The organism is Actinoplanes sp. NPDC023801 (assembly GCF_040639655.1).
In the GTDB taxonomy this organism is placed as follows: Bacteria; Actinomycetota; Actinomycetes; order Mycobacteriales; family Micromonosporaceae; genus Actinoplanes.
The window spans coordinates 369,999-392,998 of record NZ_JBFAAI010000004.1; the positions used below are offsets into that span (position 1 = coordinate 369,999).

Below are 23,000 nucleotides of genomic sequence, written 5' to 3' on the forward strand. Positions count from 1 at the left end.
CGAACGTGGTTCGATATACCGAACCGAGTGGACGCGACGCTAGGACAGAAACGTGAAGGGTGTCAATGTCTCGATTCGCGCTATCGGCGCCGAGCCTGATGTCCCATCCGGGCGGAGAGCCTGGCCGCGCCGTCGCGCACCAGCTCGGACCACTGCGGATGCGCCTGCTCGGTCCAGCGGATGATCGGCGCGGAGACGCTCATCGCGGCAACGGTCGCGCCGGAATGATCCCGGATGGCGGCGGCGACGCAGCGCATGGCGCTGTCCGACTCACCCATGTCCACCGCAAGGCCCTCGGCCCGGACCACGTCCAGATGGGCCCGCAGGCGGTCCGGGTCGGTGATGCTGTCCGGCGTCATACCCGGCAGCGGATCCTTCGTCAGCACGGCGTCGAGCTCGGCCCGGCGCAGACCGGCCAGCAGGATCTTGCCGACCGCCGTGCAGTGGGCCGGCAGCCGCCGCCCCACCGCCGAGACCATCCGGACCGGGTGCGTGCTGTCCACCTTGACCAGGTAGATGACGTCGGCGCCGTCGAGGACGGCCACATGCACCGCCTCGTCACAGGCGGCGGCCACGTCCCGCGCGACACCCTGCGCCTCACGGACCAGGTCGAGCCGGCCGGCGAACGCCGCGCCGAGCTGGAACACCGGCAGGCCGAGGCGGTACCGCACCGGCTGGCCCGGCACGGGAACCAGGTACGCGCGCTCGACGAGCGTGACCAGCAGTTCGTGCACCGTGGTCCGGGGCAGGTCGAGTCGCTCGATCACCTCGCGGGCCGACATCTCCGGCCGGTCCAGGAACAGTTCGAGGATGTCGAGCGCGCGGATGACCGCCGGTACCACACGGGCCACGTCGATAGTTCCTTTCGATCTCCACGACAGGGTAACGGAGGGTCACATGCCGATCTCTCTACACCATCTGCGGGCCGGCGACCGGTCCCGCTGGGCAGTGTGCCAGGACGGCCGATGGACCGAACTCGATCACACTCTCGCCGACCTGCTCGCGTGGCCGTCCGACCGGGCCAGGGCGGTGGTCGAGGCCGCCGCCCGCACGGCCCGCGGCGCAATGCCCGGCGGCGGGACGCTGCCGCCTGTCGACCGGCAGGAGGTGTGGGCGGCCGGGGTGACCTACCGGCGCAGCCGGGACGGGCGCAAGGAGGAGTCCCTGCACGGTTCCCTCTACGACCACGTCTACGACAGCGAACGCCCCGAGATCTTCCTCAAGGCAAGTCCGTGGCGGGTCGTCGGCGACCGCGACGCCGTCGGGATCCGCGCCGACTCCGGCTGGGACGTGCCCGAGGCCGAGGTCGGCCTGGTGCTCAACGCCGCCGGTGAGGTGTTCGGCTACACCCTCGGCAACGACATGAGCAGCCGGTCGATCGAGGGCGAGAACCCGCTGTACCTGCCGCAGGCGAAGATCTACGACCGCTCCTGCGCGCTGGGCCCGGCGATCGTGCCGAGCTGGGCGGCCGGCCCGGGCCCGTTCGGGATCGGGTTGCGGGTGCTCCGCGCCGGGTGTGAGGTCTACGCCGCGTCGACGTCGACGTCGGCCATGGCCCGGGACTTCGAGGACCTGGCCGGCTGGCTGTTCCGGGCGCTGACCTTCCCGTTCGGGGCGATCCTGCTGACCGGTACCGGCCTCGTGCCGGACGCCGGCTTCACCGTGTGCCCCGGCGACACCGTCGAGATCACGTCGCCCGCACTCGGAACACTGACCAACGTCGTCGTCGCGGTCGGCGGCGGCGTCAGGCGATCCGGACGGTGGCCAGCCCCGCGGTGATCAGCAGGCCGAGGCCGTTGGTGGCCCAGTGCAGAGCCGCGGCGGCGAGCAGGCTGCCGCTGCGGCGCCGCAGCTCGCACAGCAGCAGCCCGGCCAACGCGGTGAAGGCCACCGCGCCGGCCACCGCGAGGACCTGGCCGGTCCAGTCGGTGCCGAAGGCCGAGCCGACGGCCTCGTTGGCCCGGTTCAGCCGCAGCGACGGCAGGATGTGCCAGAGCCCGAACAGCACCGACGAGGTGATGCTGGCCCAGACCGCCCCGCGATGCCGGTTGACCAGGCCCATCAGCACACCCCGGAACGCGACCTCCTCCAGCAGGACGGTGCCGAGCGGCACCACCACGAACGCGGTCACCAGCGCGGTACTCAGGTGCAGGTGGTACCGGACGTCCTGGAAGGCGGGGCGGGTCGCCGGGATCGCGGCCCCGATCGCGTAGACGACGGCCACCGCCGCGACGGCCGCGACCGAGTACTTCAGGCCCGGCAGCAGGGTGCTGCGGGACAGGCCGAGGTCGTGCCAGCTCAGCCCGGCGCGCCGCCCGAGCACCACCAGGATCACCGCGACCAGCGGGCCGGCGACGAGGCCGGTGCCCGAGGGGCCGTACTTGTTGGCGACGTTGACGACCGCCAGGATCGCCACGACGGCACCGAGGACGAGGAGCAGACGGCGGTGGGTCACGAGGACCAGACCCTACCCGGCGGCCGTCCGCAAATCCGGATCATCGTGACGGCGTGTGAGGTTCAACTCGCTACTGAAAGAAACGAGCGAATCGCTCGGCGCTCACGCGACGGAGTCCGGGCAGGTCAACTGTGGTCAGTCGGCCGTCGCGCTTGACGACCCGGCCGTTGACGATCACGGTGTGTACGTCGCGTACACCCGCGGTGGTGACCACCGCACCGGTGACATCGGCATCGTCGGCGAGATGGGCGAAGCCGTCGAGCAGCACGAGGTCGGCGGCGAGGCCGGGTTCGATCGCGCCGGTCACGCCGCCGAGACCGATGGCACGCGCACTGCCGGACGTCACCGTCGCCAGCAGGTCGCCGGCCGGGTGCATGGTGCCGGTGTCCATCCGGTGCGTCCGGAGCGTGTCGCGCAGCGGCTCGAACAGGTCCGCCGGGGCGTTGACCATGACGTCGGTGCCGAGCCCGGCGCGCCCACCGGCGGCCGCGAACGTGCTCCACGGCGACCGGCCGTGTCCCATGGTCGCCTCGACCACCGGCGTGACGGTCACCGTCGTCCCCGTCCCGGCCAGCAGTTCCGCCTCTTCGGGTGTCATCCCGTTGACGTGCACGAGGTGCAGGTGCGGCCCGAGAAGCCCGGCGGCGTGCAGGCCACGCACCTGGCCGCCACCGCCGCCCGCGTGCATGGTGGCGATGACTCCCCGGTCACGGGCGAGGCGGATCTGCCGGAGCGGGTCGGCGTGGACGGCGACGGCCGGGGTGACGAGCCCCGAGGTCGCCGGCACCGTGTCGTGGCCGAGGACCGCGCGGACACCGGCCGTGGCGTAGGCGTCGAGGACCGCGTCACCGTGTTCGGCCGACCGGATCACGTTGCTGAAGTCGAAGACCGTGGTGATCCCGGCGTCCAGGGCTTCGGCCGCGCCGAGCAGGGTGGCGAGCCGGGCCTCCCCGGCATCCAGGGACGGCGCGATGCGGCCGAGCACCTCGTCGAGGTACGCGGGCAGCGTCATGTCCGGGCCGAGGCCGCGAAGCGCCGCCTGCCAGACGTGGCGATGACCGTCGACCAGGCCGGGCATGACGACGAGGCCGCTCGCGTCGATCACTCCGGCGGCCCCGGCGTGCGGGACCGAGCCGACGGCGGCGATCCGCCCGGTCTCGATCAGGATGTCGCGACGGGCGCCGTCCACGAGGCGGCCACCGGTGATCAGCAGATCCATTTCACTCCCCAGAAAGCTTTTTTGAAAGCTAACTCGAAAGCTTTATGGACGCAAGTACGATGACACGGTGGCCAGGGACGTGGTGGACGAGATCGCCGGAGCATGGGGCACCGAGCTGCCGGGCGTGGTCGGTGACGAGCTCGCCGTCAGCAAACGGGCCGCGCGGGTGTCTGCCCTGCTCAACGCCCCGGTGGAGACACGGCTGGCCCGGTTGGGGCTGACCAGGGCGGAGTACGAGATCCTCGCCGTCCTCCGGTCCGCCGGCGACCCCTACCGGCTGCGGCCGTCGGTGCTCAGCCAGCGGCTCGCCCTGACCTCCGGTGGGACCAGCAACGTGCTGCGCCGGCTCACCCTCGCCGGACTGGTCGAGCGCGACCCCGACCCGGCCGACGCGCGAAGCTCCTGGGTGCGCCTCTCCCCCACCGGCATCGGCAAGGCCGAGGAGGCGGTCCGCGCCGCCAGCGCCGCCCAGTCCGCGCTGCTGCGCGACGTGCCACCCGAGGTGACGCGGGCCGCCATCGACAGCCTTCGTGACCTGCTGATCGCACTCGGCGACACGGCCGGCTGACCCGGGAACGGGCCACAGTTGCCACGCTGGGTCAGTGATTCATCGCGCAGCTGAACCTTCCACGCTCCGTGTCCGTACCCTCCACGGGGAATCACGACGAGGGGTAACCGGGAGACTGGTGTGGAGCGGAACGGCGCCGGAGACGGCCAGCGCCCGAGACTGCGGATAGCCGGGTACGTACCGGGCCACGCGGAACCGGTCGCCGGCGAGGAACCCGCCCCGATCGTCGATCCGGGTCCCGCACCGCGCCCGCTGCCGGTGCGGCTGCCCGACATCTCCGACTACTGGCCGGACGCCCCGCACCGGCGGGACCGCACACCGCGCCCGCCGGCGGCCGGCGCACCGCAACGCCGCCGCCGTCGTCCCGTCCTGCTGGCCGGGTTGCTCGCCGGACTGGTCATCATCGGCACGCTGCTGCTGACCCGTCAGCAGACCGGGCAGCCCCGCAACGACATCGCCGCCCCCGCGCCGGCCACCGTCACCACGGTCCCGCCGGCCCCGGCTTCCGCGGCACCGGCGAGTGTCGCGCCCCGCGAGACGACCCCTTCGAAGAAGCCGGCGACGACCGCACCGCCGGCGCCACCGGCGCCGCCCAGACCACCGGCGATCACCGAGGCTCGGTTCGAACTGATCACCGGCGTCACCGAACTGTCGGTCCGGATCGCCGACCTGGACGACGACGGGTTCCGGGTGAGCACCCCCAGGGGCTCCGGCCTCGATGTCGACGCCGGGTTCGCCGACGGCACGCTGACGGTCAGTGCCGAACCCGACGGCTCCGGCAGGGGCAGCGGCCGGGTCGACGTGGCGCTCAGCAGAAACATCGTCTGGCGGCTCAAGATGGGCGCCGGCGTGCACACCGCCTCGTTCGATCTGACCGGCGGCACGGTCCGCGACCTCGATCTGGTCGGCGGGGCGCAGACCATCGACATCGAGCTCGGCCGCCTCGCGAACACCCTGCCGATCCTGATGGCCGGGGGCGTGCACACCTGGCGGATCGACACGTCCGGCAGGGTTCCGGTACGGATCGCGCTGGCCGGCGGTGCGGGCGGGATCAGCCTGTACGGCGACCACAAGGGGGGCGTGAGCGGCGGCAGCACCATCCGCCGGGGTGACTTCGGCGACGAGCCGGGCCTCGACATCGACGCGGAGGCCGGCATCGGTTTCCTGGACATCTCCCGCGACTCAGAACCGGTAGGGCCCTCCCGCGGCGGAGAACCGGTAGCGTCCGGACGGTGACCACTGTCCTGGACGGCCTGTTGGTGGCCGACTTCAGCCGTGTCCTCGCCGGCCCGCTCGCCACCATGACCCTCGCCGACCTGGGCGCCACGGTCGTCAAGGTGGAACGCCCCGGCAGCGGCGACGACACCCGCAGCTGGGGTCCACCGTGGACGGCGGGCTCGTCGGCATACTTCGACGGCCTGAACCGTGGCAAGTACAGTCTCGCCCTCGACCTGGCCCTCGACGACGACCGGGCCGCAGCGCGGGAACTCGCGGCCCGCGCCGACGTGCTCGTGCACAACCTGCGCCCGGCCGGGATGCGGGGCTTCGGCCTCGACTACGAGACCGTCGCCGAGATCAACCCGGCGGTCGTCTACTGCACGGTTACCGGCTTCGGACCCGGCACCGACCTGCCCGGATACGACTTCCTGGTGCAGGCGGTCGGCGGCCTCATGAGCATCACCGGCGCCCCCGGCGGTGAACCGACCAAGGCCGGGGTGGCGCTGGTCGACGTGCTCACCGCCAAGGACGCGACGATCGGCATCCTGGCCGCGCTGCACCGGCGCTCCCGTACCGGCCAGGGCGACCACGTGCAGGTCGACCTGCTCTCCAGCCTGCTCGGCAGTCTCGTCAACCAGGCGTCGGGCTACCTGGCGACCGGGACGCCACCGGGCCGGATGGGCAACCGGCATCCGTCGATCGCCCCCTACGAGACGCTGCACTGCGCGGACGGCCCGATCGCGGTCGCGTGCGGCAACGACCGCCAGTTCGCCCGGCTCTGCGCCGAGCTCGGCGTCGCGGAGCTCGCCGGCGACCCGCGGTTCGCTGACAACCCGTCCCGCGTCGCCCATCGCGAAGCCCTGGTCACCGAGCTGGAACGGGTGCTCGCCGGCGACACGGCGGAATGCTGGGAGCAGCGTCTGACCGGCGCCGGCGTGCCCGCCGGGCTGGTCGGCGACATCGGCGACGCCATCGGCCGGGCCGGCGCGTACGGGTTGAAACCACTGATCACGCTGCCGTCCGGGAGCACCCAGATCCGGCACCCGATCACCTGGACCCGCGCGCCCCTGGCCGCACCGGCCTCGCCGCCGGGGCTCGGCGAACACACCGCGGCACTGCGTGCCTGGCTCTCCGACCCGTCCGGCACACCGTTGCCGCCCCCTTAGATCCTTCTTCCGGTACGGCCACCGGCGGCACGTCCCGTCGATGGGCATCGATCGCCACCTGGACCGGGACGGCTGCCTCAACGTCCGGGACCTCGCGTCCGTCCGTTCCCGGTTCGTGGAGGATTCGGATCCGGATTACCGGGTATTGGCATAGGCGTACATCCGTGATCTGGAGGTGTCCCGATGTCGTTCGACGACAAGGTAGACAACAAGGCCGAAGAGGTTGGCGGCAAGGTCAAGGAGGGTGTCGGTAAGGCCACCGACGACGAGCGTCTGGAGGCCGAGGGCAAGGCCGATCAGAAGGCCTCGAACCTCAAGCAGGCGGGCGAGAAGATCAAGGACGTCTTCAAGTCCTGACGGACTCTGTTCCGGCCCGGTCGCGGCATCCCGCCGCGGCCGGGCCGTTTCATTAGGCTGTCCGGCATGCCGCTCCCCGCCGAACTGCACAAACGCCTGGACACCCCGGAGTTCTGGCGCGCCTACCTGTTCCAGGCCGACGTCGTCGACGACGAGGACGATTGGGACGACGACGACCTCGACGAGGACGAGGCCGAGGCCGGCTCGATCGTCGTGGAGATCCCGGTGGGCCGGGGCTACGCCCTGGTGCTGGACATCGACGGCGAGCTCGACATGGTGGACCTGGGGATGCGCACCCCCGGCTCGGCCGAGATCCTGGAGATCGGCTGGGACGATCAGGCGCACTGGCATCCGGACACGCTGCGCTGGGCGGAGCTGGACCTGATCGCGCGCGCCGCCGCCGTCGCCGACCCCACCCTGCGGCATCCGGGCCCGGTTCTGGCTCTGGCCGGCCGGTTCGTGATCCTCGGCCCCGGCGACGACCTGGACGCGATCACCCCGCTGATGGACGCCGCGTTCGGCCCGCCACCGCCGGGCGCCGGATTCTGGCCACGGACCCGGGACTGGCTGCACCGCGCCGACGGCCGCCCGCACGGCATCGTCTGGCGACCGGACGCGGCCGGCGACTGGGCGGTCGACCAGGCCGAGACCGCGAACGTCACCCGCGACCTGTACAGCGTGCGCCGGCCCGGCAGCGCGTTCCCGTTCGCTGCTTGGCGTGAACTGCTGACCGCCGCCGAGGAGACCCTGGCGGCCGGCCCGCTGCCCACCCCGGAGAACGACACCGAACGTGCCTGGGTCGACGAGACCACCACCGGCGCGCCGCGTGGCTCGCTGATCGCGGCTCGCTTCGGCCCCAGCCCGCTACGCGCCTCGCGCCGTTTCGACCTCGCTCTGGACCTGCCCGATACCGGGCGCCGCCACTCGTACGCCGCCGAGGTCTGCGCCGACCTGAACCGCACCCTGCGCGAGGCGGACCGCGGCACGGCGATGGTGACCGGCGGCACCTCGGGCGGCAGGCAGACCTCCACCCTCATCGACATCGGCGTGGTGGACGACCTGGACGCCGGCATCGCGCTGGTCCGGGAGGTCCTGAGCCGGCACGCCCCGGACCCGGCCACCCGCCTCACCGACCGCCGTCACGGACCGATTCCCCTGCTCTGATCTCACCACTCCTGTTCCACCGCCCTGATCTGACGGCCCGTTACCATCGCCCGGTAACCTTCGCCCCCGGAAGCTGGTGGCGGGATCATCGGCGTCCGGAAGCGAAGGGAGCGACCGCACCGATGACCGATCAGGATCACTCACGCCCGTCGGGCACCGTCTACGGGCGCGGCGGCGCCGACATCCGTGGCGGCGGGCCGGGCGGGCTCCCCAGAGCCTTCACCGCCGGCGTGGGCGCGGGCGTCGTGGCGGTCCTCGGTCTCGGCTGGGCGGCATGGAGCAGCACCGCCGGCGGCGACTCCCCACCGGCCGCGGCGGCCGCCGCCGGGCCGCCGACGGGCGCGCCCGAACCGGATCCCACCACCCCGGACCCGGCGAAGGTGCAGCTCACCACGGGGTCGTGGCTGCTGTCGCCGCTCGGCGACCCGGACACCTACCTGACGGTCAACGGCGACGACGCCAAGATGTCACCGGCCGATCCCGCCACCCTGACCGTGGTGGCCGGGCTCGCGGACGACAGCTGCTTCTCGTTCCGTGTGGCGGACGGCCGCTACCTGCGTCACTTCGACTACCGGTTGCGCTTCGACGCCTCCGACGACTCCGATCTGTTCCGCGCCGACGCCACGTTCTGCCAGGAGGCCGGCACCGACGTGGGTACGGTCCGCCTCCGTTCCGAGAACTACCCCGAACACCTGGTGCACCGCCGCGACGACGGCTCGCTGTACATCGACAAGCCCGAGGGCTCCGGATTCACTGCGGAGAGCTCCTTCATGGTGCAGGCCCCGTCCTGAGCACCCCGGAATGGCTGCCCGACCGGGTGGTGGCGGCCGAACGCACGGCCGGTGGCGGCTTCGACCTGACCGCGTGCGTGCGGGAGCCGATCCATCTGCTCGGCGGCGTCCAGTCGTACGGCGCACTGATCGCCGTCCGGGCCGGTGTGATCGTCGTGACCAGCGACAACGCGGAGCGGATGCTCGGTGTTCCGGGCCTGGCCGGCACCCCGGTGACCCGCCTGATCGACGTGACCCAGGTGGCCACGCTGGAGAGCCTGGCCGACGCGGACACCGGGCAGACCGCGATGATGCCGGTGGAGACGACCGGGGCGCGGCGATTCGACGTGACCGTCCACCGGTCCGGCGGCATGCTGGTGCTGGAGTTCGAACCGGGCGGGTCGGCCGCTGACTTCCCGGCGGTCTGGACACCGATCCGGCAGTCGCTGACCCGGCTGCAGTCGGCCGGCACGGTGGTCGAGGCGTGCCGCGCCGCGGTACGCGAGATCCGGGCGATCACCGGGTACGACCGGGTCGTCGCCTACCGGTTCGAGAGCCAGGACGGGCCGGGCGAGGTGATCGCCGAGGACGTGGCGGACGGCTGGGAGCCGTGGCTGGGCCTGTGGTTCCCCGCGACCGACATCCCGCCGCAGGCCCGCCGCCTGTACGAACGCAACTGGATCCGGGTGATAGCCGACGTCGCCGACACGACCGCCGGCCTGCTGCCCCCGGTGCTGCCGGAGACCGGTCAGCCCCTCGACCTGTCGATGTCGGTGCTGCGGACGGTGTCGCCGTTCCACCTGGAGTATCTGCGCAACATCGGGGTCCGGTCGTCGATGTCGGTGTCGTTGCTGTCCGGCGGGCGGCTGTGGGGGCTGATCGCCTGCCACGGCCGGGACGTGACCGCCCTGCGGCCGCAGGTCCGGGCCGCCTGTGAGCTGTTCGGGGTGGCCCTGTCGCTGCACCTGGCCGCATTGGGGGAACGGGACGGGGCCGCGGCTCGGGACGGGTCGCGAAGGGTCATCGCCCGGCTGCTGGAGGATGCCTCCGCCGGGGTGTCCGGGCCGTGGCCGGTCGAACCGGCCGGGCTGGCCACGCTGATCGCCTGTGACGCGGTGCTGGTGAACGCCGGCGGCGAGGTCGCCGTGCACGGTGCCGACCCGGGTCCGGAGGCGGTGGCGGCGCTGCTCGCGGCCCTGCCGGAGCTCCCGCCCGGCGAGCTGTGGCACAGCGACCGGCTCGGCGAGGATTTGCCGGCCCTGGCGGGGCTGTCACCGGCGGTGGCCGGGGCCCTGGTCCTGCCGTCGGTGCCGGACGGTGACCGGATCGTCTGGCTGCGCGGCGAACGCACCGTGCCCCGGCGCTGGGCGGCCGACCCGTCCGAACCGGTGTCGCTGGGTCCCCACGGCCGGCGGCTGACCCCACGCGGGTCGGCGGCGGTGTTCCTGGCCTCGGTCCGGGGCCGCGGCGCGGCGTGGTCGGCGAACGACCTGGCGATGGCGGTCGAGCTGGGCCGCGCCGTGATCGGGATCGCGGTGGCCAACGCCCGGCGGATGTCGGCCCTGAACGTGGAGCTGACCCGCAGCAACGTGGACCTGGACTCGTTCGCGCACGCGGCCGCGCACGACCTGAAGGAGCCGCTGCGGGGCATCGCGAACACGGCCACGTTCATCGCCGAGGACGCCGAGGGCCTCGACCCGGTGACGGTTCGCCGGCTGGCGTCGATCCAGCGTCTGGCGGCACGAATGGACGAACTGCTCAACGCACTTCTGTACTACTCCCGGCTGGGGCGTACCGATCCGCTGCGGGAACCGCTGGATCTGCGGGAGGCGGTCACCCGGGCCCTCGACGTCGCCGGACCGCGGCTGCGCGACGCGCGGGTCACGGTGGACCTGCCCGAGCCGGGGACGATCGTGTCCGCGGATCCGGTGATGTTCGAGCAGGTGCTGGTGAACCTGCTGGTGAACGCCGCCAAGTACGCCCGTCCGGACGGCCCGCGCCGGGTGTCGGTCAGCGGCGGACCGGACCTGACCGTGCGGGACAACGGCATCGGCATGCCGGCGCACCTGCGGGAGCAGGCGTTCCAGCTGTTCCGGCGCCTGCACCCGGCTGCCGCGGGGCACGACGGCTCGGGTGCGGGACTGGCGATCGTGCGCCGGATCGTGGAGCGGCACGGCGGTCAGGTGTGGGCCGAGGACTCCCCCGGCGGCGGCACGACCGTCCGGGCCACGTTCCCGGACCGGGGCCGGCCTCTCCAGTAGTCCAGGGTCCGGCTCAGGACGCTCTGGAAGAGCGCGAAGTTGAGCGGCTTGAAGATGTAGCTGTCCGCTCCGGCGGCATGGCAGGCATCGGTCTCGGCCTCGTCCTCCGACGAGCTGAACACCACGATCGTCAGGTCGTCGAGCCCGGAGTCGCCGCGCAGGCGCCGGATCACCTCGAGCCCGTCCTCGCCGGGCATGTTCAGGTCGAGCAGCATCAGCCACGGCCGCCGGCCACCCGGCTCCGCCAGGCGGGCGAGCACCTCGGTCCCGGAGCGGAAGAACTCCGGGTGCAGGTGCGGATGGGACCGGCTGATCGCCCGCTCGATCGCCTCGACGTCCTCGTCGGTGTCCTCCACCACGAAGATCAGGTCATTCATCGCCGTTCACCTCGTTCGCCAGTCCTGCCCGGATCGCCAGGACGGCGATGTCATCGGTGTGTGCTCCGCCGAAGGAGGCGGAGGCGGCGGCCAGTTCGTGCACCAGTTCCCCGATCGGCCGGTCACGGAGCCGGTCGATGGTCCGGCCGAGGGCATCGTCCTCGAACATGACACCGTCCGGGCCGCGGCTCTCGGTCAGTCCGTCGGTGAAGATGATCAGCGTGTCGCCGGTCTCCAGGAACAGTCGTGACGCGGCGATCCGCGGTACGGCGAGCACGCCGAGCGGCGCGCCGCCGCCGTCACCGCGGACCGGGTCCCCCTTCTGCCGCAGCACGACCGGCGCGGGATGCCCGGCCGACACCCAGTCGACGGCGACGCCACCGGCCGCGGGCCGCAGCGAGGCCACCCCCGCCGTGACGAAGCGCCACGAGCCGTCCAGGCGCAGCCGGGCGTTGAGCCCGGTCATGGCGCGGGCCGGGGTGACGCCCTCCTGAAGCAGGGCGGCGAGGGTGTGCCGGGCCATGCCGGTGAGGGCGGCGGCCTCGACACCACGGCCGCAGACGTCACCGATCAGCGCCGCCGTCGTACCGTCGGCGGCGGTCACCACGTCGTAGAAGTCACCGCCCACTTCGATGACCCGGTCGCCGACCAGGTAGGCCGCGGCCGCCGACAGCCCTTCGATCTCCGGCAGCCGGGTCGGCAGCAGGTGCTGCTGCATCGTCAGGACGTCCCGGCGGCGGCGTTCGTAGCGGCTGCCGTTGTCGATGGCGAGCGCGGCCCGGGCGGCCAGGTCACGCAGGAACCCGGCCGGTGGGATCGCCGCGTCGTCGCGGTCGAAGAGGAAGACCATGGCGCCGACGACCTGCCCCCGGGCCAGGAGCGGCTGCAGATCGGCGGCCCGGGTGGCCAGCAGCGCGGTGTCGGCCGGCGGCGCCGCGCCCTGCAAGGCCCGGCTCACCAGATGTTCCAGGTGGGCGGTCACCGCCGGGTCGCCGAGCAGGGCGGCCAGCCGGCGCATGTCGACGTGCACCGAACCGCGCAGCACGGGGCGACCGTCCTCGGCGACGTAGACGAGGCAGCCCTCGGCGATGGCCGGGACCGCCATCCGCGGGATCCGCCGTATCGTCTGCGTGGTGTCGAGTACCGCGTCCATCTGCAGCGACGCCTCGGCCAGCAGCGCGTCGCGGGTCTGCTGGGCCAGTTCGGCGCGGCGCAGGGCGAGGCGCCGGATCGCCTCCCGGGTCACCTCGATCACCTGACCGAGGCAGGTGCGGATCATCGGCACGTCCGCGGTGTCGTCGACGGCCACGAGGATCGTCCCGGCCGGCTCACCGGCGAGGTCGAAACGGTCCCGGACGATCCCGGCGAAGCCCAGCTCGGGCAGACCGGGCGGGATCAGGCCGGCCGCGGCGGCGCGGGCCAGGTCACGGCGATCGCCTTCCAGCGGCACGCCGGTCCAGCGGTACTCCAGGACACCGTCGCCGGGGGCGTGCCGCAGCCCCCACACGGCGACGACGCCGGGCAACGCCTGCAGCGGCGGCAGGATCAGCCGGGCCAGCTCGTCGCGGTCGGTGATCCGGACGACCGAGGTCCACATCCGGTGCAGGGACGCGGCCCATCCGGCATCGGCTTCCCGCACCGTCCCCTCCGTTCCACGGCGCCCTCCCCGGCCCGCGGGTCTTCCTGTTCCCCCGGCGAGCGGCGGCGAACCGGCGTCGTGATCACGTTACGGGCGCCGCCGCCTCACCTCGGGCGCGGGTGGGCTCCGCCGGGCGCTGCCGGGCCCGTCCGCGCGCCGGTGATGGGCGCCTCGCCGACGGCCCCGCCGGCGTCCGGCCGCGAGCAGCACCGCCACGAAACCGACGGCCACGGCCGGGATGGTGACGAGGACGACGGGTGACAACCCCGCGGTGGCCGAGGCGGGTGTGCGCGGCGCGGCCTCTCCGGTCGCCTCCGGCGCGGCGGTCGTACGCCCGGAGCCCTTGCGTGCCTTCGACGGCGACGGCGCAGCCGCCACATCGTCCTTGATCACCGACCGGATCCACGGGGCGATGGCGTCCACCCGGGTGGCGATGTCCGGCCCGGTGTGCGGGCAGTCCGGTCCGCGGCTCACCACACCGATCAGGGTCGCCGCGGAGCCGCTCTCGGTGAAGTAGGGCCCACCGGAGTCGCGTTCGCACGGGCTGGTGTTGCTGCGCGGCGCGATCCCGGACAGCCCCATCTCGGTTCCGGCCACCGAGGTGACCTCGAACCGTCCGGTACGCAGCCGGTCCGGGGTCCTCTTCGCACCAGCGCTGGTGAACCCGTACCCGACGAGTCTGGCCTTCTGCCCGGTCGAGGGCTTCGACCGGTTCAGCCGCAGCGGGGCGATCGCGGTGACGGCCCGGTCGAGGCGCACCAGCGCCACGTCGGCGGAGCCGTGCTGCACCACCTCGGCCACGTCGGCGGTGTATCCGGCCCTGCCTTTCAGGTCGGCACGCCCGACGGTGACGATGTTCCGGGCCGCGACGGTGCGGGACACCCGGTTGCCGCCGAGGTCGCGGAAGCAGTGCGCCGCGGTGATCACCCAGTGCGGCGAGATGAGCCCGCCCGAGCAGGAGCTGTCCCTGGTCCCGCCGTCCGCCGTGGGGATGTCGAGCGTCGTGATCTTGACGGCGAACGGGTAGCGCCCGTCCGGTACGGCCTCACCGTTGGCGATGGCCCGCGCAGGCGCCGCCACCCCGCCCACTCCTGCGATCAGGGCGGCCAGGGCAACGAGGATGTTGCATATCCGTCTCAACGGGTCCGGAGCGTAGACGATCACCGCAACCCCGCGCATCAACCGGTCTCCCTCCCGTGGCCTACCCGACATGACGGCTCCGGCGTGCGGGCGGTTGCGTCGCCGGCCGGCACGGCATGATGGTGGTGACGACGGGAGATCGCATGAGCGACTGGAACGACAAGGTCATCGCGGAGTTCCGGGCCAACGCCGGACAGGCCGGCGGCCCGTTCGCCGGTGCGCCGATGGTGCTGGTCCACCACCGTGGCCGGCGCTCCGGCCGGGAGATGGTGAGCCCGATGATGTACCTGCCGCACGACACCGACGATGACGTGGTCTACGTGATCGCCTCCAAGGGCGGCGCGCCGGACAACCCCGGCTGGTATCACAACCTCACGTCGGCCGGCACCGGGACCGTCGAACGCGGCACCGAGACCTACCCGGTGACCGTTCGTGAACTCACCGGGGAGGAACGGGACCGGATCTTCGCCGAGCAGGCCCGCCGCTACCCCAGCTTCGCCGGCTACGCGGAGAAGACCGCCGGGATCCGGACCATCCCGGTCCTCGAGTTGAGCCGCGCGTGATCGAACCGGATATTTTGCCCGCATGGTGATCACCGATGACGACCTGACCCACCTGCGGCGGTGCGTCGACCTGGCCCGGGAGGCGCTCGCCGACGGTGACGAGCCGTTCGGTTCGGTGCTGGTCGGTCCGGACGGCAAGGTGCTGGTCGCCTGGCTCACCGAATGGGGTGTGCCGGCCGGGCCGGTGGCGCCGCTGCCGATCACCGCGGTCGTGCCGGGCGCGGTGGCCGAGGGGCCGGTGCCGGTGTTCGAGGCCGAGCTGCGCGACCTGCACAGTAGCCGTTTTCGCAGGTGAACACGCCGAGCCCCCGGTTGCGGTCATGATGACTGCAGGGGGTGTGCACCATGAGGATCACGAGATGCCTGGTGGCTGCGGTGCTGGCGTCGGCCGGCACCGTGGCACCGACCGGGTCGCCCGCGTGGGCGGACAATTCGTGCAGCAAGCCGCAGGAGATCGAGTTCGAGACACCCGGCTTCAACACCGATCTGCGGGTACGGATCTGCCTGTACCACGGATCGCCGACGCGCGGCGCGTACGCGAACGTGTCGTGGAGCAACGGCGGCGACTCGACGGCCGACGGGCGGCGCAAGTTCGACGAGCTGGTCATCCACTACGAGCTGCGGCAGCACACCGGGGTGATGGCGCACGGCGCATGTGACCTGGCGACCCGGGTGAACAGCGACGAGGGTGACGTGTTCACGTGCGAGAGTGCCTACCGCGAGTCGTCGACGAGGGGCGGCTGGCACGCCACCGGCTACATCCACTACAACGTGGACCGGGACGGGGCCGGCCGCAAGCGGATGGATCTGGCCGGCTCCCCCACCGTCGCCGACTGAGCTTGTCGTTCAACCAGTCCGGCGGGGCTTGGTGCCCTTCTGGTGATGGGCCGGTCGCTGGGGAGGCTGGCCGGTGACCAGGATCAGCCTCACGTCGTGACGGGCAGCGAGCTGCCGGTTGCGGGAGCCTGGCGGGCGTCCGGGGCCGGGCCGACTGGGTAGAGGCGCACGCGCCGGCGAGCTGCTGGTCGCGCGGCGAGGGTCTGTCGACCAGACGGAAGGTGTGCCCGATGTCGAAGCGGCGCAGGAACGCCCGCCAGCACCGCTGTCGGCGCAGCGGCTCGATGTCGATACGGCCGCGGTTCAGGGCGTCGTACATGGCAGCGTGGCCACGCCGGTGCTCCGGCGCCAGCGACAACCCGACCAGCGTCTTGACCGGCCCGTCGGTGCACAACTGGGCGTCCGTCAGCTCGAACAAGGCGTCGGCCCCCTGGTCAGGCATCGGTAGAGCTGCTCACGGAACCCTGCCGACACATCGATCGCCACCCTGTCCGCCACGACCGCCACAACGAGCGTCGATAGGTGCCGGATGCGCCGCATCCCCATCGGACGACGCTGCGTCACCGCCAGCCAGACCGGAGGTGGCTCTGCGAACGCACGGATCTGCCGAAGAGCGGACATCGTGGGGACACGTCACGGACGTCACTGGATCCGAGACGACGCGGTACGGCATCGGAGTCCTAGATTGGGCGCATGGCCTCCCTTTCCGTGGTTTCTCGGTGCTCACCCCTGCGGAGGATCAGGGACACGTCGTCGCGCGTTTGGCTAGCCGCGCATCTGTTGCTCTACTTCATGCTCGACCTCTCGACGCTTGCGGTCCTTCACGCAACTGAGGTGAGCAGCGAGCTTCCCCACGCCTCGAAGGTCCTCGTCGTCGCCCTTCATGTGATCATCGCCGTGTGTTGGGCAGCGCCCTTGCACGGCGCCGCGCTACTGCTGGCCGCAGGTACGTTAGTACTTCTGCGATCCTGGGCCGGTCTGCAGCGCCACTGGTTCCGGATGGCAGCCCTCGCCGTGTTCGCAATGCCGGCGTTGCTGCTGGCCCTCTTGCCGGCCGCTGGTGATCCAGCCACCTCTCTCGCAGTGATCCTGATGCACGTTCTCATGGGGCTGTCAGTGGTACAGCCTCGCTGGCCGAGCGCCGTTCCTTCCATGGACCAGCACCGCCGGCGACGTCGCCCGAGCACCCGGATCTGCCACTGTCCGCGCTCGGCCGAAACTCCCTCACGGCCGGTATCCGACGGCCTCGGGGCAGCGTCTTGTCGTGCCGAGACCAGTGCAGGTCAGATGCGGTCAACTTCCGGGTGATATCGGAGCGAACGCCAAGATTCCAGAGCCCAGGCAAGGTCGGGCTGGATGAAAGTCATGGAGAATCTCGGTCAGGATGTTCTCGGGAGACTCCTCGATTGGCGGTTCCCAAACAGCCAGCCAGATCGTCGTCGCGACACGCAACCCTCCTCGCATGCCGCAGTGGTCGATATCTTGGCCTGCATGGCCATCGACTGTCCCGATCCTGGCGTGCTCGCCAGGTTTTGCGGCGCGATGCCGGATCGGAAGATCGACGTCTCCGCCGACCGGGCTTCGGCCTGCTCTGAGGACGGCCAGTGCATCGCATTCCATCGGGTGGCTGACTACATGCCGCCGACGTGGCCGGCCCAAGCAGATGCACCTCGGCATGCTCGTTGACGACCTCGACGCCGCCGAAACAGTGATCGATCTCGGCGCAACCAGACATCCGGGCCAGCCCGGTACGTCCTACCGGGTCTTCCTGGATCCCGCAGGTCACTCCTTCTGTCTTTGTCTGGACTTATCCAGGCGGGAGCCCTCGACGTAGTTACCCGGAAGCCCGGTGGCGGGTCCGCTCGGCAGCCTCCATCGAGTTCCGCGACTTCGGAAAGCGACGCTTGCACCGCGCGATCGAAATCGTCCCACGCCGCGCACCCCTCCGCGGCGGTACAACGTACCCTCACCTCGCACCAGAAACGAGCGACGCGCTCAGGCTCCGTGCAGTCGAAGGTGAACTCCGGTCCGCTTGACTGATGTCCCCGGTCCACCGTGGAGACCGACTCTTTCGCCGTCTCCGCGGGTCTACCGCCGGACCGGGTGTGGCGCCTGCGACCGTCACGTCGTCCCCCCACACGTGGAGAAAACATTTATGCTGGGCGCTGCGTCTCGATACGATCGAGAGCGTCGCCGACCGGTGTGGCCGAGGCGCACCGCGAGGCATCAACGCGAGCAACCGAGGAGCCCCATAGTGCGTAGGCATGCTTCCAGAGTCGTGGTGACCGTCCTGCTGGGGCTGGGTTTCCTGGCCGGCCCGTTCGCCGCTCCGTCGGTCGCGGCGCCGTGCCCGCCCGGCACGGAGTGGGATCCGATTCAGGCCAAGTGCATCCTGATCGGTCCGCTCCGGTAATCCGACGCCGGGTCCCGGCGTCGCACGCCACCGGTTCATCCGGGAGGCTTGTTCCCGCGCTCGACCTCGTCGCCGAACGCATCGGTCGTCGTTCGGCGACGAGGTCGAGTGGTGTCCTCATCGCTCCGGCCTCGACCGGGGTCAACGCAGGACGCTGCCTTCGCCGCCGGCCGCGAGATAGATCTGCCGCTGCGAACCCGGCGAACTGCCGCGACGTGCCGGGCATGCCTTGGGCCAACAGACGCGATGGACGACACCGGTCCGGGCCAGGCCGTCGCCGTTGACGTTCAGCTACGCCGGGCGCAGGTACACGCATGGAATCCACCGCATCGAGAAGCAGCACTGCGGGCGTTGATCGCCCCCTGCTTACCTGCCGTGCTGCCGGAAGACCACGGCAGCCGAGACGGGCTGCAGGAAGCCGCCGCCGAGGGGCACATCTGCTCACACCGCCCAGCTGAAGAGCATTGGGCCGGGGCCGGAGCAACCGGCATCCGCTTCCAGCCGCGATCCGCGTCTTCGGATGTTTCTCTTGGAGTCGCGAGACAGGCACTGAGACTCAGCGCAGGTGCTCGTGCAGGAACGCCGCGGTCTCGTCGGCGGCCCGGGTGACGTGCGGTTCGACGTCGTACAGGTCGATGTGCTGCCCGGCGTCGAGCCAGATGATCCGCTTGGGCCCGGCCGCCTGATCGTGCAGCTCCCGGGCCAGCTCCGGTGAGCAGTAGTCGTCCTTGCGCCCGTGCACCACGAGCAGCGGCGTCGCACCGAGAAGCGGTGCCGCCTGAAGCGCGTCGAAGGTCATCAGCGCGTGCAGCGAACCGTAGGTGACCCGGTTCTCCCAGGTCGCGGCCCGCGAGCGCCCGGTGCCGTAGTAGGCGTACGGCTCATCGCCGCCCATCGCCGCGGGCGCCCCACCGGCCGCGACCGCCGGGAGTTCCTCGTCCCAGCGTTCGATGAACGAGACGAGCGCGCCGCGGTAGCCGTCCGGGTCCCCGGCGGCGAACCGCACCGTGCTGTTGTAGGCACCGGCGATCCCGGCGACCGCCCGGATCCGCGGGTCGGCGGCCGCGGCCCGCACGGCGTAGCCGCCGCCGAGACAGATCCCGACGGCGCCGATCCGCTTCGCGTCGGCCGCCGGATGCGCCGCCAGTACACTCACCGCGGCCCGCAGGTCGGCGAGTTTGCCCTGGCTGTCCTCGTGCGCCCGGCGCCCACCGCTGGCACCGAACCCGCGGTGGTCGAACGCCAGGGTGCTGATGCCGCGTTGCTGCAGGCGCTCCGCGTACCCGCCGGTGACCTGTTCCTTGACTCCGGTGAAGGGCCCGGTGAGCACGACCGCGGGTGCTCCGTCCCCGGCGATCCGGAGGTCGCCGGCCAGGGTGATCCCGTCCACGGCGAAGGTGATGTGTGTCAGCATGCCGCCGACGCTAGGCTGAACCCCCGCTGACCGGACAGAAGGCACTTCCAGGTGCCCTTCGGGAGGACACCGTGGCACTGATCGTTCCGGACGTGCTGGAGGAGAGCTGCGCCACCCGGCAGGCACTCGAACGGCTCGCGTCGAAGTGGCGGGTTCTGATCATCTACGCGTTGCTGGCCGGGCCGCAGCGGCACGCCGAGCTGCGCCGCCGGGTCGCCGGGATCAGCCAGAAGGTCCTCACCGGGACGCTGCGCGACATGGAGAGCGACGGACTCGTACAACGGCGGGTCCTCAAGGAGGACCCGCCGCAGCATGTCGAGTACTCGCTCACGGCCCTGGGGAAGACCCTGCAGGAGCCGCTCGCCGCGATCTGTGACTGGGCGCTCGCCCGGTCAGCGGACCGGCGGTAGTCCGGGTCCGCCGGTCAGTCCGGTCAGGCCCGGGTACATCGATCCCGCCGCGTACGGCGGATTCTGCCCGTAGTGGCCGTAGATCTGCTCGTAGTAGGCCCGTTCGCCGATCAGGTCCGGGTCGTACGCCGGTCCGCCGGCGACATGGCCCTTCGACGAGCCGACGTGCACCTCGTCCTCGGTGATCCGCACGATCGCCTCCACCGGGACGAACGAGGACTGTGCCCCGAACCCGAGGATGCCGCCGTGCTCGACCCGCAGGAACCGCACATGGTTGGTCTCGGTCTCGACCATCAGATCCGCGACGGTACCGATCTTCTCGCCGCCGCTGTCGACGACCGACCGGCCGCGGATGTCCTCGGCCGGGTTCGCGACCAGCTGTTTGGTGTCATTCAACGCCGCGAGCGTGCCGAAAGATTCTGCCATCAACGCCACCTCCTCCTTATCCGCTTACCCGGCCGTGGAGGCTTTCACTCCGCCGTGGCGCGCAACGCCTCCTCGTAGGCGGTCCGGTCGAAGACGAAATCGCGCACCTCGCGGTAGTCCCAGTTCTCGCGGTGCCCGTGGCGGAAGCCGGACCAGGTGACGGTCCAGTCATCAACGGTGACGGTGGCGGTGAGAGGCCAGCAGCCCCACTCGCCGCAGACGCAGCCGAGCAGTACGGTGTCGCCGTCGCCGAACCAGCTGAGCGCCGGTTCGCCGAGGTAGTGCCGACGGGGCCAGGCGACCTCGGACGGGAACAGACCGGCATATCCGCCGGCCGGCGAAGAGCCGGCGAACCGCTGCTCGACCTTGCGCACCCGGTCGATCAGGCTCATTCCACCGATGTACGGGACGATCACCGACCGCAGGCCGGCGTCGCCGATCTCCTGCCGGTCCGTCCTGAACTCGATCCGTTCCACGCTCGCCAGGGTAGGTGCCGGCAGGTCCCGACGGTGAGCAACCGGATGGCGACCGTGACGCACCGTGCCGGTGATCACCGCGCCCGGAGAGCGGCCGAATCAACCGGTGAGCCCACGAGAACGCGGGTCACGTACTCCGAAAGGGTCTGCTCTTGCGCCAGCTTCTTCGCCGCCTCGCCGTCGCCGCCCTCCTCGCTCCCGCGGCCGCCGCCGGCGCCGCCACGATGATCGCGTCCCCGGCCGGAGCAGCCCCGGCGAAGGCAACCGAGCAGACCCTGCAGGCGGAGATCAACCGCCTGGTGAACGTCGAGCGGGTCAAGGGCGGCTGTGCGGCCCTGAAGGTGAACGCCGCGCTCACCACCGCCGCCCGCGGTCACAGCGCCTGGATGGCGCAGACCGGCAAGTTCTCGCACACCGGCCGGAGCGGCTCGACGTTCGTGGCCCGCAGCAAGGCCGCCGGTTACGCCAAGCCGTCGGCGGAGAACATCGCCTGGGGCTACCAGAGCGCGTCGGCCGTGGTCGGCGGCTGGATGAAGAGCCCCGGCCACCGCGCCAACATCCTCAGCTGCAAGTCCAGGACGGTCGGCGTCGGCGTCGTCCACGCCGCGAGCGGCACCCCGTACTACACCCAGAATTTCGGCTTCTGACGTCGAAGGCCCCGGCTCCGGCCGGGGCCTTCGGTGTGTCAGCGGGCGGGCTGCAGAGCGGACACCGCCCGCAGGATGTCCTCGACGCGGTCCTTGGCGTCGCCGAAGAGCATCGCGGTGTTCTCCCGGAAGAACAACGGATTCTGTACGCCCGCGTAGCCGGACGCCATCGACCGCTTGAAGACGATCACATGGTCGGCCTCCCACACCTTCAGCACCGGCATCCCGGCGATCGGGCTGGACGGGTCGTCCATCGCGGCCGGGTTGACCGTGTCGTTCGCGCCGATCACCAGAACCACCGAGGTGCCGGCGAAGTCGTCGTTCACCTCGTCCATCTCGAGGACGATGTCGTACGGGACACGCGCCTCGGCGAGCAGCACGTTCATGTGCCCGGGCAGCCGGCCGGCGACCGGATGGATGCCGAACCGCACGTTCACCCCGCGCTCGCGCAGCGTGCGGGTGAGCTCGGCCACGCCGTACTGCGCCTGGGCGACGGCCATCCCGTACCCGGGCGTGATGATGACCGTGCCGGCCGCGGTGAGCAGCTCGGCCGCGCCCTCGGCGTTGATCTCGCGGTGCTCGCCGTACTCCTTGTCGTCGGCCGGGCCCGCCTCGATGCCGAACCCACCGGCGATGACCGAGATGAACGACCGGTTCATGGCCTTGCACATGATGTACGACAGGTAGGCGCCGGACGAGCCGACGAGGGCCCCGGTGACGATGAGCAGGTCGTTCTCCAGCAGGAACCCGGCCGCCGCGGCGGCCCAGCCGGAGTAGCTGTTGAGCATCGACACGACCACCGGCATGTCGCCGCCGCCGATCGACGCGACCAGGTGCCAGCCGAGCGCCAGGGCGACGACCGTGACCACGATCAGCAGCCACAGTTGCGGGGCGATCACGAACCAGGCGGTGAGTCCCGCGAACACGACGAGCGCGCCCACGTTGAGGAAATTCTTGCCGGGCAGCATGAGCGGGCTGGATTTGATCTTCGCGGAGAGCTTGAGGTACGCCACGATCGAGCCGGTGAACGTGACCGCGCCGATGAAGACGCCGATGAACACCTCGGCGCTGTGGATGCCGAGCATGTCCAGGCTGTTCAGAGCCGCTGCCTCGGGGCCGCCGGGGTCCGCCTCGACGTGCAGGTAACCGTTCCAGCCGACCAGGACGGCGGCCAGTCCGACGAAGCTGTGCAGCAGGGCGATCAGCTCCGGCATGCCGGTCATCTCGACCTTCGCGGCCCGTTGCAACCCGATCGCGGCGCCGATCACGACGGCCACCACTAGCAGTGCCAGGTTCACCGCGCCGATCTCGCCGTCGACGGCCAGCCCGATGGTCGCCAGCAGGGCCAGTGCCATACCGGCGATGCCGAACGTGTTGCCGGACCTCGCGGTCTCGTGCCTGGACAGCCCGGCCAGCGCCAGGATGAAGAGCAGGGCCGCCACGATGTACGCGGCGCTCGCCGCCGTTGCGATGGTCATGC

Annotated in this window: 26 protein-coding genes and 1 pseudogene; 16 read left to right on the top strand and 11 right to left on the bottom strand. The window is 71.4% G+C overall.

Annotation, left to right across the window (positions count from 1 at the left end):
- Positions 1 to 80 precede the first annotated feature (80 nt).
- Entirely contained in the window at positions 81 to 851 is a 771-nt protein-coding gene (locus AB0G04_RS11680) for an IclR family transcriptional regulator (RefSeq protein ID WP_360980550.1), read from the bottom strand.
- A 46-nt stretch (positions 852 to 897) separates the two neighbouring features.
- Here AB0G04_RS11680 and AB0G04_RS11685 point away from each other — a divergent pair, with 46 nt between their 5' ends.
- Positions 898 to 1,779 carry a fumarylacetoacetate hydrolase family protein gene (locus AB0G04_RS11685; protein WP_360980553.1) on the top strand — a complete coding sequence of 294 codons (882 nt, stop codon included), beginning with the start codon at positions 898 to 900 and terminating at the stop codon, positions 1,777 to 1,779.
- On the opposite strand, the gene AB0G04_RS11690 is transcribed toward AB0G04_RS11685, so the two are convergent.
- Positions 1,745 to 2,455: a CPBP family intramembrane glutamic endopeptidase gene (locus tag AB0G04_RS11690; protein ID WP_360980556.1), complete on the bottom strand. Its 711-nt coding sequence runs from the start codon at positions 2,453 to 2,455 to the stop codon at positions 1,745 to 1,747. The two genes, AB0G04_RS11685 and AB0G04_RS11690, sit on opposite strands and share 35 nt — an antisense overlap.
- Positions 2,456 to 2,525: 70 nt before the next feature.
- Positions 2,526 to 3,674 carry an amidohydrolase family protein gene (locus tag AB0G04_RS11695; RefSeq protein WP_360980560.1) on the bottom strand — a complete coding sequence of 383 codons (1,149 nt, stop codon included), beginning with the start codon at positions 3,672 to 3,674 and terminating at the stop codon, positions 2,526 to 2,528.
- Between the two features lie 67 nt (positions 3,675 to 3,741).
- Here AB0G04_RS11695 and AB0G04_RS11700 point away from each other — a divergent pair, with 67 nt between their 5' ends.
- The 7 genes from AB0G04_RS11700 (at position 3,742) to AB0G04_RS11730 (ending at position 11,178) form a co-directional block, all read left to right on the top strand.
- A complete protein-coding gene (locus AB0G04_RS11700; protein ID WP_360980563.1) occupies positions 3,742 to 4,242 on the top strand; it encodes a MarR family transcriptional regulator in 501 nt (166 codons plus the stop codon).
- Positions 4,243 to 4,362: 120 nt separating this feature from the next.
- Positions 4,363 to 5,478: a hypothetical protein gene (locus tag AB0G04_RS11705; protein ID WP_360980566.1), complete on the top strand. Its 1,116-nt coding sequence runs from the start codon at positions 4,363 to 4,365 to the stop codon at positions 5,476 to 5,478.
- Positions 5,475 to 6,626: a CoA transferase gene (locus AB0G04_RS11710; protein ID WP_360980569.1), complete on the top strand. Its 1,152-nt coding sequence runs from the start codon at positions 5,475 to 5,477 to the stop codon at positions 6,624 to 6,626. Before AB0G04_RS11705 ends, AB0G04_RS11710 begins: the two co-directional genes overlap by 4 nt.
- Before the next feature lie 183 nt (positions 6,627 to 6,809).
- Positions 6,810 to 6,983 carry a CsbD family protein gene (locus tag AB0G04_RS11715; RefSeq protein WP_360980572.1) on the top strand — a complete coding sequence of 58 codons (174 nt, stop codon included), beginning with the start codon at positions 6,810 to 6,812 and terminating at the stop codon, positions 6,981 to 6,983.
- Between the two features lie 66 nt (positions 6,984 to 7,049).
- Entirely contained in the window at positions 7,050 to 8,147 is a 1,098-nt protein-coding gene (locus tag AB0G04_RS11720; protein ID WP_360980575.1) for a hypothetical protein, read from the top strand.
- Positions 8,148 to 8,269: 122 nt separating this feature from the next.
- A complete protein-coding gene (locus AB0G04_RS11725; protein ID WP_360980578.1) occupies positions 8,270 to 8,938 on the top strand; it encodes an AbfB domain-containing protein in 669 nt (222 codons plus the stop codon).
- A 29-nt stretch (positions 8,939 to 8,967) separates the two neighbouring features.
- Positions 8,968 to 11,178, top strand: coding sequence for an ATP-binding protein (locus AB0G04_RS11730; protein WP_360980581.1), 2,211 nt, complete (start codon positions 8,968 to 8,970; stop codon positions 11,176 to 11,178).
- Here AB0G04_RS11730 and AB0G04_RS11735 read toward each other — a convergent pair.
- The 3 genes from AB0G04_RS11735 to AB0G04_RS11745 form a co-directional block, all read right to left on the bottom strand.
- Entirely contained in the window at positions 11,097 to 11,555 is a 459-nt protein-coding gene (locus AB0G04_RS11735; protein ID WP_360980584.1) for a response regulator, read from the bottom strand. The two genes, AB0G04_RS11730 and AB0G04_RS11735, sit on opposite strands and share 82 nt — an antisense overlap.
- Positions 11,548 to 13,194 carry a PP2C family protein-serine/threonine phosphatase gene (locus AB0G04_RS11740; protein ID WP_360980587.1) on the bottom strand — a complete coding sequence of 549 codons (1,647 nt, stop codon included), beginning with the start codon at positions 13,192 to 13,194 and terminating at the stop codon, positions 11,548 to 11,550. The genes AB0G04_RS11735 and AB0G04_RS11740 overlap by 8 nt, the downstream gene beginning before the upstream one ends.
- Positions 13,195 to 13,281: 87 nt before the next feature.
- Positions 13,282 to 14,373, bottom strand: a complete 1,092-nt coding sequence (locus AB0G04_RS11745) for a trypsin-like serine protease (protein ID WP_360980590.1) — start codon at positions 14,371 to 14,373, stop codon at positions 13,282 to 13,284.
- Between the two features lie 104 nt (positions 14,374 to 14,477).
- On the opposite strand from AB0G04_RS11745, the gene AB0G04_RS11750 reads away from it, so the two are divergent.
- The 3 genes from AB0G04_RS11750 to AB0G04_RS11760 are packed head-to-tail and all read left to right on the top strand — an operon-like array spanning position 14,478 to position 15,734.
- A complete protein-coding gene (locus AB0G04_RS11750; RefSeq protein WP_360980593.1) occupies positions 14,478 to 14,897 on the top strand; it encodes a nitroreductase family deazaflavin-dependent oxidoreductase in 420 nt (139 codons plus the stop codon).
- A gap of 22 nt (positions 14,898 to 14,919) precedes the next feature.
- Positions 14,920 to 15,192: a hypothetical protein gene (locus tag AB0G04_RS11755; RefSeq protein ID WP_360980596.1), complete on the top strand. Its 273-nt coding sequence runs from the start codon at positions 14,920 to 14,922 to the stop codon at positions 15,190 to 15,192.
- A gap of 50 nt (positions 15,193 to 15,242) precedes the next feature.
- Entirely contained in the window at positions 15,243 to 15,734 is a 492-nt protein-coding gene (locus AB0G04_RS11760; RefSeq protein WP_360980599.1) for a hypothetical protein, read from the top strand.
- Positions 15,735 to 16,041: 307 nt separating this feature from the next.
- Here AB0G04_RS11760 and AB0G04_RS11765 read toward each other — a convergent pair.
- Positions 16,042 to 16,176 (bottom strand): annotated as a pseudogene (locus tag AB0G04_RS11765) (hypothetical protein); the annotation flags it as partial.
- Positions 16,177 to 17,090: 914 nt separating this feature from the next.
- On the opposite strand from AB0G04_RS11765, the gene AB0G04_RS11770 reads away from it, so the two are divergent.
- From AB0G04_RS11770 to AB0G04_RS11780, 3 genes are all read left to right on the top strand, one after another.
- Positions 17,091 to 17,420 carry a hypothetical protein gene (locus AB0G04_RS11770; RefSeq protein WP_360980602.1) on the top strand — a complete coding sequence of 110 codons (330 nt, stop codon included), beginning with the start codon at positions 17,091 to 17,093 and terminating at the stop codon, positions 17,418 to 17,420.
- A complete protein-coding gene (locus AB0G04_RS11775) occupies positions 17,410 to 17,568 on the top strand; it encodes a VOC family protein (protein WP_360980605.1) in 159 nt (52 codons plus the stop codon). Before AB0G04_RS11770 ends, AB0G04_RS11775 begins: the two co-directional genes overlap by 11 nt.
- A 447-nt stretch (positions 17,569 to 18,015) precedes the next feature.
- Complete coding sequence (locus tag AB0G04_RS11780; protein ID WP_360980608.1) at positions 18,016 to 18,147, top strand: hypothetical protein; 132 nt, start codon at positions 18,016 to 18,018, stop codon at positions 18,145 to 18,147.
- Positions 18,148 to 18,703: 556 nt separating this feature from the next.
- Here AB0G04_RS11780 and AB0G04_RS11785 read toward each other — a convergent pair.
- Positions 18,704 to 19,561 carry an alpha/beta hydrolase gene (locus AB0G04_RS11785; RefSeq protein WP_360980611.1) on the bottom strand — a complete coding sequence of 286 codons (858 nt, stop codon included), beginning with the start codon at positions 19,559 to 19,561 and terminating at the stop codon, positions 18,704 to 18,706.
- A 71-nt stretch (positions 19,562 to 19,632) separates the two neighbouring features.
- Here AB0G04_RS11785 and AB0G04_RS11790 point away from each other — a divergent pair, with 71 nt between their 5' ends.
- Complete coding sequence (locus AB0G04_RS11790) at positions 19,633 to 19,971, top strand: helix-turn-helix domain-containing protein (protein WP_360980614.1); 339 nt, start codon at positions 19,633 to 19,635, stop codon at positions 19,969 to 19,971.
- On the opposite strand, the gene AB0G04_RS11795 is transcribed toward AB0G04_RS11790, so the two are convergent.
- Together AB0G04_RS11795 and AB0G04_RS11800 are read right to left on the bottom strand one after the other, a co-directional pair.
- Complete coding sequence (locus AB0G04_RS11795) at positions 19,954 to 20,397, bottom strand: PRC-barrel domain-containing protein (protein ID WP_360980617.1); 444 nt, start codon at positions 20,395 to 20,397, stop codon at positions 19,954 to 19,956. The genes AB0G04_RS11790 and AB0G04_RS11795 overlap by 18 nt on opposite strands.
- Positions 20,398 to 20,441: 44 nt before the next feature.
- Positions 20,442 to 20,873 carry a hypothetical protein gene (locus AB0G04_RS11800; protein ID WP_360980620.1) on the bottom strand — a complete coding sequence of 144 codons (432 nt, stop codon included), beginning with the start codon at positions 20,871 to 20,873 and terminating at the stop codon, positions 20,442 to 20,444.
- A gap of 152 nt (positions 20,874 to 21,025) precedes the next feature.
- Here AB0G04_RS11800 and AB0G04_RS11805 point away from each other — a divergent pair, with 152 nt between their 5' ends.
- Positions 21,026 to 21,520 carry a CAP domain-containing protein gene (locus AB0G04_RS11805; protein WP_360980623.1) on the top strand — a complete coding sequence of 165 codons (495 nt, stop codon included), beginning with the start codon at positions 21,026 to 21,028 and terminating at the stop codon, positions 21,518 to 21,520.
- A gap of 38 nt (positions 21,521 to 21,558) precedes the next feature.
- Here AB0G04_RS11805 and pntB read toward each other — a convergent pair whose 3' ends face one another.
- On the bottom strand, positions 21,559 to 22,998 hold the full coding sequence (gene pntB / locus AB0G04_RS11810; protein WP_360980627.1) for a Re/Si-specific NAD(P)(+) transhydrogenase subunit beta: 1,440 nt from the start codon (positions 22,996 to 22,998) through the stop codon (positions 21,559 to 21,561).
- Between the last annotated feature and the right edge of the window lie 2 nt (positions 22,999 to 23,000).